The sequence below is a fragment of the Paenibacillus sp. FA6 genome (assembly GCF_051550225.1).
Classification (GTDB): domain Bacteria; phylum Bacillota; class Bacilli; order Paenibacillales; family Paenibacillaceae; genus Paenibacillus_AQ.
In genome coordinates, this window is sequence record NZ_CP188820.1 from 4,152,280 (window position 1) to 4,165,462 (window position 13,183).

Consider the following 13,183-nt stretch of genomic DNA (forward strand, 5'->3'; position numbering starts at 1 on the left):
GATGTATACGTTTATTTTATTTCACAGAACCTGTCATACCCGCTACGAAATGCTTCTGCAACAGGAAGAATACTAACGCCGTTGGAAGCGTCGCAATCACAATCGATGTCATAATAACACCATAATCCGGGGCGTAACCTGCTCCAAGAGTCGAGATCAGAAGTGGCATCGTCTTCTTCTCTGGTGTCTGTAATACAATTAACGGCCACAAGTAATTATTCCAACTGGACATGAATGTAATAATACCTGCAGCGGCATATGTTGTTTTCATCGTTGGCATAAATATTTTAAAGAAAATCCCAATTTCGGACAGACCATCGATTCTACCTGCCTCAAGCATATCCCTTGGGAACATCTTCGTGCTTTGACGGAAGAAGAAGATAAGGAACGCTGTCGTTACTGTAGGCAGAATAACCGCAGACACGCTATTAATCCCCATCATCGGTGCGAAACGCGATACATTTGCAAAGAAGCGATACAATGGTACCATCAGCGCAGCAAATGGAATCATCATAGAGAGTAGCAGAATATTGAACACGACATCCCTCGTCTTACTTCTGAATATTTCAAATCCATATCCTGCGAGCGAAGCGATGACCAATGCTAATACCGTAGTCACGATAGCAATAACGGCCGAGTTATACAAAGCCTGCAACAGTTCCGTTGAGTCCATAAGCTTCCTCAAATTTTCCATAAAGTAATTCCCGGGAAGGAGTCTACCCTTGGTAACTTCCACCGATGGATTCGTTGAGCTAATAATCATCCATAGAAATGGAAATATCGAGACGAAAGAAATGATGCTCAGAAATAGATACACAAGAACCCTTTTTAATTTAGCCATTCTTATCACCTGCCACCTTAAACTGAATGAAGGCTAACACAATAATCATAATCACGATGGAATATGATACAGTTGCGGCATAGCCAAAGTCCGCCGTGTATTTGAAGGATAAATTATAAATGTAGTGGGAAATACTCATCGTTGCATTCCCCGGTCCACCCTTCGTAATATTCACAATTTCATCAAACAATTGAAGCGTACCAATCGTTGATGTGATGGAAGTGAACAATATAATGGGCTTCATCAGTGGAACTGTAATTTTGAAAAATTGTTGAATCGAATTGGCTCCATCTATTCTCGCTGCTTCATAAATGGAATTATCAATGTTCTGCAAGGAGGATAAATAGAAGATCATATTGTATCCTGTCCAGCGCCAAGTAATCGCTATAATGATCGTCACCTTCGCCCAGAATGGATCCGTGATCCACTGAATCGGCTGACTAATCAAATGGATATTCAAGAGTAACGAGTTCACTAGCCCATCACCTGCAAATAAATATTTGAATATGATCGAGTAGGCAACTAATGATGTTACACAGGGAAGGAATATCGCTGTGCGGAAGAAACCTCTGAACTTCAACTTACTATCATTTAAAAGAACTGAAATCATCATTGCCAAAATGATCATCACAGGCACTTGGATAAGCAAATAAATAAATGTATTCTTGACGGCTGTAATAAAAGTCCGATCACTAAATAGTCGAATATAGTTATCAAATCCTGTGAACGTTAAGTTAGCTCCTGTACCTGTTTTGAAAGACAATATGAGCGATTGAAGCATGGGGTAGAAATAAAAGGTACTGATCATAACAACGGAAATCAGAATAAATGACCAACCCGTGATGCCATTTCTTCTGTCTAAGCTCAATGGTGACTTTGCTTGCTTCATACACGTCCCACTCCTCTCTCGTATGTGATATCGAAATAAAAACCTTGAGGCTGTTCCGATCCCCTCCATTCTTTCATTTAGGAGACGGAGCCGTTCAGACCTCAAGGCTCTGGGTTTAACCTGTCATCATTTCATTATCTAATTTGTGTATCTGCTTGGCTCTGAGCGTCCTTAAGGGCACTATCAATATCCTTACCGTTCAAATAATTTTGCATTTCTACAATCAGGATATCTTCAATCGCATACGTGTGCATACCATAATTAACGTTCGGAATTTGTTCTGTCCAAGCGGCGAAATCTGCGTAAATCGGTTGCCCTGAGAAGAATTCATCTGGCTTTGCATAGGCATCCCCAGTGGCCGCTGCTTTAAACGTACTTACAACGCCGATATCTTTAAGGAGCTTTTGATACATTTCAACGTTACTGCCAAATGTTGTAGCAAGGAAATCTGTCGCCGTTTCTGCTCCCGGAACATTCATAACGTACCACGAGCTACCTCCAAGGTTAGAGGCATTAACAGAATCCTTATTACCTGGAAGTGTTGGGAATGGAGCTACCGCCCATTTACCTGATTGTGAAGCTTCTTGCTTAATGGAAGGTGTAATCCAGTTTCCTGTTGGAACCGACGCGATGGTCCCCTTATTTAGAGCTGCAATAAATTGACTCCAATCAGAGTGGATGTTTACAATGTCAGCTTCCATCATCTTTTTATAAATCACGAAGGATTCCTTCAACGCTGCATTCGTAGCAATATCTGGTGTCGTTCCATCTTCAGCCAAATACCAAGATCCTGCGGACTGAATCATCGAACGGATAATTCCTAGATCGTTAGGATCCAGTGTGATCATTTTGTTACCTGTTTTAGCTTTAACTTCTTTACCAATCTCAATGAATTGATCCCAATTCAGGTTCTTCATATCGTCAGCCTTATACCCTGCTTGCTCTAAATAGTCTGTTCTGTAATAAGTTCCTGTTGCACCAGAGTCAAAAGGAACACCATATTGCTTACCATTCAGACTTGTAGGTCCTAGCTTATAATCAGCGAAGTCTTCTGGTTTTATTTTCCCCGTCAATTCATGAAAGGCATCCGGGTAAGCACTAAGGAAACTCTGAGCACGATAGTCCTCAATCAGAACGATATTTGGAAGTCCAGTAGTGGTACCAGAGTTTAGCCCCGTATTCATTTTCTGAATAATATCATTTTGTGCATATTCTATAACATTCACTTTCACATCAGGATTGGTAGAACTGTATACTTCCTTCGCGGCTTCAAGTGCGGCGATGTTAAAGGCTGGATCCCATGCCCAGACCGTTATTTCATTACTTTTCCCTGCTGCTTCGCCACCATTCTTGTTCGTTTCATTGGATTTTGGCGAGCACGCACTCAACATCATTACGCTTACAAGAAGAACCGCAAATAACTTCTTCATTCCATCAACCCCCGTTGAATTTTTTTTGGAAAACGATTACTGAAAGCGTTTGCTTCCTATGAAACTATCTTAACTTTTCTCAGCAAATGATCGTTAGTACAATCTTTATGATCATTTGTCATATTTTCGCCTTATTGTAATCGCTTACTTCACTAATTTGTACTTTATTTAGTTTATAGTACTATTTTCACATTTTGATCAAAGGTAACTTTATTTTTACTCTTGTTCCTTCGCCTAGTTTGCTCAGAATGCTGACTCCATATTCGTCTCCATATAAAAGTCCGATGCGGTCATGTACATTTTTGATCCCTATGCCACTGAATAACTGACGACTTCTCTTTGAATGTAATAAGGCATTCTCAGAAGAAATTCCTGCGATCCCATCGCCACTATCAACGACCTCACAGCAGAGATCCCGTTTGTCATTTGACACTAAAACATGAATGTAGCCGCTACTTTTCACGTTAAAAGCATGGAAAAAGGCATTCTCTATGAATGGCTGAACAATCAACTTCGGAACATGGTAATCCATACATTCGGGGGCAATGAAATAGCTCACCTTGATCCGATCGCCATAACGAGCATGATTTATAAATACGTAATGCTTCAATATTTCAAGTTCTTGCTCTACCGTAATGGTTTCACTAACATTGCTGATCGTGTTTTGTAATACAGATATTAACGAATGAATCGTTTCAGTCGCCTTCTCTTTACTACCTTGCTGTACCAGTGTTTTGACTGATGCTAGCGTATTGTACAGAAAATGCGGGTTAATCTGTCTTTGTAATGCTGCCAGCTCTGCATTCCTCTGCCCTTTTTGCGTTTCCATAAGCTTGTCCACATAAACTTGAAGCTCATCGAGCATATAATTAAAAGCCTGACCGAGTTCCCTTATTTCATAGCTCCCGCTCACAGTAATATGATTTCTGAATTCGTAATGCGTCACGTTGGACATTTGAAGAACGAGAGTCGTTAGTGATTTACTTATTTGTCTAGTAATAAGAAATACGATCAGTAATGCTATAGCAACAATAACGATACAAATAAAGGTTAATGTCTTGACATCAATCATTTGCCCAAGGGCGATTTCCTTATCAATCGTATTCACAATATAGAAATCATACGTGGGGAGATACTCTGTTAACACGATACTATCCTTATCTAACACACTTCCATTCAAATAATCTACAGACTCCTTATCCAATCGCACTGCGTAATCCAGAAGTTCTTCGCTCCGTTGACCGATTCGGTCCTGTCGATTACTGGAGACAATAACGCCATCTTGATTAAGAATAAACACGTCATTACCATAACTCGTGAAAGTCTCGAATGCCTGGCCGAAATCCCTCTCCTTCATAGCGATATATATCGTTCCATAAATATAACCTGTAGATCGATCTAATAATGCCTTTGTTGCAACAATCACAGGTTCTTGCTTACCATCATTTCCAATCCGTTGTTTATAATCTTGATACATTAGACGCTTCGGCTCTTTATAACTATTAAGAGTGAGCGGATGTTGCTTCAATTCCTTCTCATTCATCGACAAATAAGAGCGATCGGTTGAGTATACTCGACCGTTCACTCCCGCAATCGTGATTCCTACATCATAAGCGTCCAAATTGGACTGGAGTTTCTTCACCTGCTCCGCCATCTTATAATATGACTTCGCTGTGCTCAGTGAATCTGTTTCCCCTTCCGTCAGGAAGTTCTTCAGCGCGCCACTCTGATTCGCATTGCTTACGACAGTTACGACGGAATCATGATACGATTCGAATCCCGTCTTAATCTGATTGATCACCTTCGTATTCGTAATACTGAATGTTTGCATAAACAAATCTGTCGACATATGAATGATCGTCCATGATATAGCTACTGAGACAGCGATAATACTGACTACCATGATCATGAACATTTTGGTGAATAGTTTCCAGGTTCTAATCTTTTCCATTATAGTTCTCATAAGTTTCACTTCTCTTGCTTCTTATATTTTCTGCGGTAGGCACTTGGAGCATCCCCCGTAAATTTCTTGAACACTTTGCAAAAATAACTATGGTCTGAATACCCTACTCGAGCACTAATATCAGAGATCATGATGCTAACATCATTTAACAGTTCAGTCGCTTTCTCAATTCTAATCTTATTTAAATATTCACTGAAGCCTTCCTTCGTATGAGCTGAGAAATAACTGGATAAATACGATGTATTGAAATGAAAATGCCCGGACAACTCTGCCAATGTGAGTTGTTCTGCATAGTGTTCGTGCATATAATCCAGTAGTTGCTGTACCCGAATACTGTCCTTATTATCCATGGATGCAATCATTTGTCGCACTTTATCTAGAAAAGACTGCAATAAAGAAACAGCATCACTTACAACTTTCGCTTCATCCATTTTTCTGAAATATGTGTATTTCTCCTCATTCAACAATACTGTATCTATCTCGTAACTATCTAGGAGCGTTATGATGACAAAGATAATATTACTCAGAAATGACTTGAATTCGAATACGTCATTCTTATACTGGCCCGCTAGCATCCCTACATGATTCTGTAAATATTCGAAGGCTGTATCCGTATGTTTGCGCTTCAATTCATCGGTGAGATGATTCAAATTAAACTTCACATCTATCTTTGGAACTACAGGAAGCTCACTTGCTATAATGATCGTTCGATCGGGGAAATAAAAGGCATAATCTAGCTGCTTCAAGAATGATTCACGGTACTCGTTCCCCAACTGATCCAAATGGTGAAACCTATCTCCTACAACCCAACAACATTCCGGCACTTTTTCTCCTAATGCAGTGGACATTGTTCTCAGTAAATCAATAACATGCTCCCATTCTGTATCCCTAAAATTCAGCAGTGCTACGAATAACGTAGGTTCCATCTGGATCATATGATAACTCACTTGATCTGATGATAAGTAACGTGATATTTCAGTTGCCAGACTGGACTTATAAGAAGAAATCTCATTCTGATCCTTATTAAATAGGTAATCCAAGCGACACCCTAGCAAGCAGAATTCACCATATGGAAATGTATCGCGAATACTGCTTACATCTACATCCGTCTCATAGCCCGCAATAAGCTTATCCATAATATGATCCACAGTAGGAATGAAGCTCTTAAGAGTTTCTCCCCTACCCTTTAATGATGGTATTTTATCTGCCGTTGCTCTTAGAACATGAAGAAGCCCTTCTGTTTCAAGTGTAGGCTTCAATATATAGTCAGCAACACCACTCTGAAAAGTTGACTTCACATACTCGAATTCACTGAAACTACTAAGTACAATAATTTCAATTTCAGGGTATGTCGCCTTCAACTGACGAGCGAATTCCTCTCCATCCATCACAGGCATAACAATATCGGTAATTACGATGTGGGGTCTTAATACGGACACCATATCAAGTGCTTCTCTGCCATTACCGGCTTCGCCAACCATTTGAAACCCCTCTTCTTCCCAGTTCAAAAGATGCTTGATTCCCTGTCTGACCAAATATTCATCATCTACAATCAGCACTTTACACAGATCACTCAAACATATCCCCCCTATATTGGTAAACAGTCGTGCAAGTTGACCTCTACGATGACGGGTTGTCCTTCCGATCGCTTCTGCATGATCCGTTGTTCCCTACAAATACTAAGTATAGTTTAGATCCATACCTTTAATAACGCTTTCAAAATTAATTTGGGCCTATTACAATCTTTAATCTAGAGTAGATTCTTCTTTCTTAATGTATTCTAATTGATGATCAAAAACAAACAGGGTGGCCTAAGTAGGCACCCTGCGAATTCCTGTTGATGAAATTATGAATCGATTTCTGTTAACTCCTGACCCTGACGAATAATCTCAATTATTCGAATACGATTCTTATCCTTTTTCCGAATGATGAAGATCCATTCTCCATATTGCCACTCGATACCTTTGGCAAGTTCCGGTTGCTGACTATACAACCAGCCCCCAATAGAATCAATATCTTCATGTTCAATGTGTATTCCAAGTTGAAGAGTAATATCATCAATAGCTGTATTTCCTTCAACTAAATAATGATTCTCGTTTAATATTTCGATTGGCATTCTCTCATCTGTATCGAATTCATCTCGTATCTCACCAACAATTTCCTCTAAAATATCTTCAATCGTAACTAATCCAGCTGTTCCACCATACTCATCTAACAATAGGGTAATGTGTACATGCTGCTCTTGCATCTTTAGAAGAAGTGTCTTAACAGGTAAACTCTCCGGAATGGTTAGGACCGGTTGAATCAGTGACTTAAAATCAAAAGCAGGGTTATTATCGTAGTTCAGGAAAAACTTCTTGGTGTTTACGAAGCCGATAATATCATCTTTACTTCCATTAGTAACTAAAAAGCGAGTGTATTGTTCCGTTTTGATAATGGCTATATTCTCTTCCAGTGTCTGATTTATATCTAAGCACACCATATCTGTACGTGGTACCATAACTTCTCTAGCTAGCAAATCATCGAAGGCAAAGATCCGGCTAACATACCCATATTCCGTTTTGTTAATTTTTCCACTTTCATAACTCTCGCTCAGAATGATCTGAATCTCTTCCTCTGAGTGGGCTTCATCATGTTCACTAGCAGGCATAATTCCGAACATTCTTACAAACGCATTTGCTGAACCATTTAATATCCATATAAAAGGATACATGATTTTATTGAATACAATGATGATAGGGGCAGTAAGGACTGCAATTTGTTCTGCTTTTTGAATCGCCAGCGTCTTCGGTGCAAGTTCACCTAACACAACATGTAGGAATGTTATGAAGACGAATGCAATAATAAAGGAGAGTATATGTCCTGTACTTTCACCAATACTAAGTTGTTCGAACAGCGGGAGTAGTATCTTCTCTACTGTTGGCTCGCCTAACCAACCAAGTCCTAGAGCCGTGATTGTAATACCCAATTGACAAGCTGATAAATAGCCATCCAAATTATTAGTGACCTTATGAACAGCCACCGCGTTCTTTTTGCCTTCCATAACCATTTGATCCACTCTACTAGGGCGAAGCTTGATAATAGCGAACTCCGTAGCGACGAAAAAAGCCGTAAGTATTATTAGTAATGCAACCAACAATAAATTCAGTAACATATCATGCTCCTTCTTAGTGATAGCTTAAATATTCATTACATACTTCAAGCTACTTTATACTTTAGATTTGAAATTGTAACTCCCATACTTTATTATGGTACAATGCGCACTTTTTTTCAAATAGTCTGCTGTTTCTCCACAATATACATAAATGAGGTGCTCACTGCATTATGAACGATTTCTTCACACTACTGAAATATGCCTTCTTAGGTCTGGTACAAGGAGTTACCGAACCGATCCCCGTGTCCTCCAGCGCTCACGTTATTATCGTACAAAAGCTTTTCGGATTAGAGATCGCAGGACTAGGATTCGAGGTACTCGTCAACTTTGCATCATTGTTAGCCATACTACTTATATACAAGAACGATTTAATTCAATTGATTAAGCATGCTTGGTTATACCTTAGCGGAAAAGAAGAACAATATAAAAAGGATTTCCACTTTATCTTATATCTTATTCTCGCAACCATTCCTGCTGGACTGATTGGATATCTGTTCAATGATCTGATCTCCGATGTCTTCAAAGGAATGCTAACGATTGCCATCTCCCTCCTGATTACAGGAATTGCGCTGTGGTTGATCCGTAATTTACGCGGGCGTAAGAATGAGGCTGGACTCAAACTGAAAGATGCTGTCATTATTGGACTTGCTCAGGCCGTTGCCTTAATTCCTGGAATTAGTCGATCTGGAGCAACCATTGTAGCCGGTATGGGGCTTGGGCTGAAGCAATCCACTGCACTCAAATTCTCATTCTTCCTATACATCCCTATAAGTGTAGGTAGTATGATTCTCGAAGGATCAAACCTTATACGTGACCCAGAGATTGGAACATTAGCTCTTCCCTATTCGCTGGCCTTCATATGTTCACTGGTTGCCTCCTACTTCTCTATGAAATGGTTCATGGGAATTATGGAACGGGGTCAACTCAAATATTTCTCTTGGTACTGTTTCCTACTGAGTGCATTTATATTATTGTTCTTATTATAAAAAGGATCAATATCATAACTAGTGCCTGACAAGCATTGGCGTAGGGGTGTAGGATACCGCTACGATGCCGGCTTGTCCTTACGATCTACAAGCTTTCCTGCGGAAAGCTTGTAGGCGAGCGCTACCGCTTCTTCAGGACAATTCCGTCACCTCCTATCACCAACAGATGCATAAAGTACACTTAAATTCGGCCATATTCCCCTATCACTACGTTTAGTTGCATAAAGGGCATCTAATTACTGGAAAATCATCTTTTCTCACTATTTCACCTGTTTTAACTGCCATTTCTGCAACTATTTCTCCGTCAGCCTGCCTTTTCTTCTGAGTAAGTACCATTTCTGCAACTATTCCATCTTATTCTAGCTACCTTCATGTATAGAGTCCTCCAAAAGACTTATATTTTCTAATAGGATAAAGAAAGGGGTGTCCCTAGCCATTTTTAATGACTTATGGGACAGCCCCTTATTGTTCTCGTTGAACTCCTGCGTATTTTAATGCTTGGAGACAAGCTCCTTCAGGTCTGTTATCAGTTGATCCAGCTTTACGTAGTCTTCTACAATAGCACTTATTTTGTGATCCTGCGTTTCCATACTTCCATACATTTCTTCCACTGCTGCCATGTTCTGTTGCGTAGTAGCAGCAATATTAGACATATCATCCGTTATTCCTACCTGACGTTTATGAAGCCGGTTCGCGGATTGGTCGACGATATTGGAATGTTCCTTCACTCGATCACTATTTCCATTAATACGCTGAATCAGTTGTTGCACCACTTGCGATACCTCACTGCTCGATGTCACAACCGTCTGTCCCTGCTTCACTTGAAGATCGACTGCGCTTATTTGCTCGCGTACACCATACAGAATGCCATCAATTTCATTCGCTGCTGTACGAGATCTGTCTGCCAGCTTACGAACCTCCCCCGAAACAACCCCGAACCCTTTACCATGTTCTCCAGCACGTGCAGCTTCAATAGCCGCATTAAGCGCAAGCAGATTGGTCTGTTCAGAGATCTCGCTAATCGTACCAACAATGGAGCTAATGCGATCATTCTCCATATTCAGAAGCCTCATATTCTCCACGGTATGTTCAATGATTTGTCGTACACTTTCTACTTCTGCCGATAAGACCTGCATCTGCGTACTACTCTGCTCGGTCAAATCCGCATTATCCGCAGAATATTGTTGTAACTGCGTCGTTCCCTCTAGTAATTCTTTCACATCTTCTTTAATAATCTGAGTCGACTCGCTTACATTCATAACATTGCCCGTCTGCTTCTCAATGGCCACTGCCATTTCGGAGAAGGTCAATGTCACCTCTTTGGATATACCACCGGTAACGTGAACATTCTCCTTCTGTCTATCACTGAACTCGTTCAACATCAGAATGGAATCTTTAAGCTTATTCAGTAGTGCGTCCGCCTTATTCTTAGCCGTAAGTGTCTCCTGTTGCTCAGCTATTACCTGCTCCTGCAAAGCTAGACTAAATCTTGCTGAGAAAGCAAGCGCAGCTGTTGCGAATGCAAGATACATGTAAATATAGATTAAGGAATCTCCCGGAAACAACTGCTCTTTGAATGAAGGAATCATGAATAGATATGTACTTACACCCGCACCTAGAATACCTGTAAATATGATAGGCTTATGATCCTGATATAGCGTCATTACTGCCAAATTAACATAGATCAAAAAATATGTACTAATAATAGGGTTGGGATCTGATAAAATTAAAAAGAGTACGATTAAGGTGAATATAGAAGCTACAAAATACTTGATATATGAGACCCCAATACGACGGTAAGTCATAAAGGTTGCCCCTCCACATGCAACTCCCCCTAGACCTGCAAGCATGAGTATCATTTGCATATTAAGCCCAATAGCGAGATCTGTGATGATGCCAAGCACCAACATCCCCCACGAAATTTTAATAAATAGTCGATTACGTTTATCCAGTTCCGAAAGCCTCACTGTATCCATATGTATCCTTTCCATTGCTATAATATTGAATTAGAACATCATGTTGTTTGCCTCATTCGACTCATCTCTTGTGAGTTTGTTAGCCATGAATATTGTTCCTTATTGTTGCATACTTCCTCTAAATCGATAATAACCGGAACGACATGATCACCCTTGTAGAACACTTTGCCCCCAATTTTTTCGAAGGGTACCTGAAACGTAATACGGAGTGCTCGCAGAAATACAGGTTCCAGTAATGCCACATAATAACGCAACCGATTCTTCTCGCCATAATGAACAGCTGCTGACAATAAATCCGCGATAAAATTTCCTCGATACGATTTGAGAACCGCCATCTTATCAATTTCAGCTACTGCGCCTTCTGCCTGTATCAATTTCGGATGGGTAGCAAAAGGAGCCGCCTCATTGATCATACTTTCATGGATACTGTAAGGCTTAATTTCAGAGGTACCCACATAGTCTCCATCGCTCGTAACAATCACGAATCTTTCCAGAACCTCTTCGGAAAATTCCAGTTCAAAACCTTTCTCTAACCAGACCGTTGTCCAAATGCTATGATACCGCGCTAACTCCAGTTCGTTCTCCACACGTTTGAACATCATTTCTACTCCCTTTTTTTCCTTTTCTCTTTCTAGAACCTCTGTTAATTCCTCATGAACGGAAAGATAGCTCTATATTCATATCGGAATTAGATGTAAAAAAATGTAGGTTTGATCATCTATAACTCTACCGATGTACTCATTTCCGACCAAGCAGCCTGCCCAATAAGTCCGATACGCCAGACCGCAATCCCTTTAAGACCGTAGCGTTTAGCAAGTCCAACTTTGGTGTTCACAGAATTTTCATTTTCACTCCCCATAGATATACCGAGAATCAGCTTATCCTTGTCCACTTCTTTCAAAGCCAATATAATGGCTTCATCCACCTTCCCGAGTGGCTCCGGGCTTTTCTCCTGTTCGTAGGCATACGCCATAATGATTACGTCGTCGGCCAGGCTTGCCAATGTGGTATAGTCATATCCCGAATAAGCGCTATTCAATGGATGAAGAACGACAGTAAGCTTAAGATTAGCTTGATGTGCCTTGATAGATAGATTCTTGATAAATGCATTATAGTCTGATCGAGCTTTAGCTTTATCACCGCTCCAACCCAGACCTTCCAGGTCGAGTACAATTCCTTTGAATCCTTTTTGTGAAGCGGTATCTACAATCCCAGATATCGTCTGTTCTTGGAGCAACTTGTCTTCTAAGTTCTTCGTAAGTTCAAGGTTCCCATCAACCGAGTACACCATCAAGTAAGGTGCTGTACCTTGGCCTTCTGCTTCTTGAATGATAGATTCAGGGGTAACCTCTCCAGCAGCCTTCGGCCATCTGTATTCCTTACCCTCCGTGGTGAATTGTCCGTTCGTATCAATCCGACTCCAGCCGAATGCAACAGAATCGAAGGATGGGATCAAGGACCGTTCGTCAAAAGAAGACAAAGCATAAAACCCCATCGTATATATCTCTTCCCGCGGAGATGTAATGGAAACCGTCTTCGTCCCTTGATTCCACGCGACGGATGCCCCAAATTGCTGACTGAAGAAGCTCAGCGGAATCACCGTACTCCCGCTGAGCGTTTGCACAGCAGCAGCCAACTTTACAGTGACACCGTCAACGATGGCACTCGTACTTCCCATCGTAAGTACTACTTGCTTAGTCCCCGCTGCCCCCTGCTTGGATGCCGTAATTTGCTGTGTTGCCTGATCCCAGTTTACTGTAACTCCAAGTGCTTCAGATATCGCCCGAAACGGCACCAAAGTTGTCCCATTCATAACCTTAGGTTGTACCGGAAATGGAAGCGGATATCCGTCCAGCACAATACTAACCTTTCCTGCTTCCGCTGCCTGAGTCGCATTGCTATCCATTACAACCGTTCCACCCATGACGATCATCGAGCACAGTA

General features: G+C 40.8%; 10 protein-coding genes. 1 reads left to right on the forward strand and 9 read right to left on the reverse strand.

Features of this window, described 5'->3' with window-relative positions:
- Positions 1–16: 16 nt before the first annotated feature.
- From ACP8HI_RS19110 to ACP8HI_RS19135, 6 genes are all read right to left on the reverse strand, one after another.
- Complete coding sequence (locus tag ACP8HI_RS19110) at positions 17–841, reverse strand: carbohydrate ABC transporter permease (RefSeq protein ID WP_438347761.1); 825 nt, start codon at positions 839–841, stop codon at positions 17–19.
- Positions 834–1,730, reverse strand: coding sequence for a carbohydrate ABC transporter permease (locus ACP8HI_RS19115; RefSeq protein ID WP_438347762.1), 897 nt, complete (start codon positions 1,728–1,730; stop codon positions 834–836). Before ACP8HI_RS19115 ends, ACP8HI_RS19110 begins: the two co-directional genes overlap by 8 nt.
- Before the next feature lie 134 nt (positions 1,731–1,864).
- Positions 1,865–3,160, reverse strand: a complete 1,296-nt coding sequence (locus tag ACP8HI_RS19120) for an ABC transporter substrate-binding protein (protein WP_438347763.1) — start codon at positions 3,158–3,160, stop codon at positions 1,865–1,867.
- Between the two features lie 187 nt (positions 3,161–3,347).
- Positions 3,348–5,123 (reverse strand): cache domain-containing sensor histidine kinase, encoded by a 1,776-nt coding sequence (locus ACP8HI_RS19125; protein ID WP_438347764.1) that lies wholly within the window; start codon positions 5,121–5,123, stop codon positions 3,348–3,350.
- Between the two features lie 5 nt (positions 5,124–5,128).
- Positions 5,129–6,700, reverse strand: a complete 1,572-nt coding sequence (locus ACP8HI_RS19130; protein WP_438347765.1) for a response regulator transcription factor — start codon at positions 6,698–6,700, stop codon at positions 5,129–5,131.
- A 269-nt stretch (positions 6,701–6,969) separates the two neighbouring features.
- Positions 6,970–8,277, reverse strand: a complete 1,308-nt coding sequence (locus ACP8HI_RS19135) for a hemolysin family protein (RefSeq protein WP_438347766.1) — start codon at positions 8,275–8,277, stop codon at positions 6,970–6,972.
- Positions 8,278–8,447: 170 nt separating this feature from the next.
- Between ACP8HI_RS19135 and ACP8HI_RS19140 the strand changes: the two genes are divergently transcribed.
- The gene (locus ACP8HI_RS19140) at positions 8,448–9,263 is read left to right on the forward strand and encodes an undecaprenyl-diphosphate phosphatase (RefSeq protein ID WP_438347767.1); all 816 of its coding nucleotides are present in this window, start codon (positions 8,448–8,450) and stop codon (positions 9,261–9,263) included.
- Positions 9,264–9,754: 491 nt separating this feature from the next.
- Here the strand turns inward: ACP8HI_RS19140 and ACP8HI_RS19145 are convergent, their stop codons facing one another.
- The 3 genes from ACP8HI_RS19145 to ACP8HI_RS19155 all read right to left on the reverse strand — a co-directional run bounded on the left by ACP8HI_RS19145 (position 9,755) and on the right by ACP8HI_RS19155 (position 13,172).
- Positions 9,755–11,239, reverse strand: coding sequence for a methyl-accepting chemotaxis protein (locus ACP8HI_RS19145; protein WP_438347768.1), 1,485 nt, complete (start codon positions 11,237–11,239; stop codon positions 9,755–9,757).
- 38 nt (positions 11,240–11,277) lie between these two features.
- Entirely contained in the window at positions 11,278–11,841 is a 564-nt protein-coding gene (locus tag ACP8HI_RS19150; protein WP_438347769.1) for a GNAT family N-acetyltransferase, read from the reverse strand.
- A 116-nt stretch (positions 11,842–11,957) separates the two neighbouring features.
- Positions 11,958–13,172: a stalk domain-containing protein gene (locus tag ACP8HI_RS19155; protein ID WP_438351902.1), complete on the reverse strand. Its 1,215-nt coding sequence runs from the start codon at positions 13,170–13,172 to the stop codon at positions 11,958–11,960.
- Positions 13,173–13,183 lie beyond the last annotated feature (11 nt).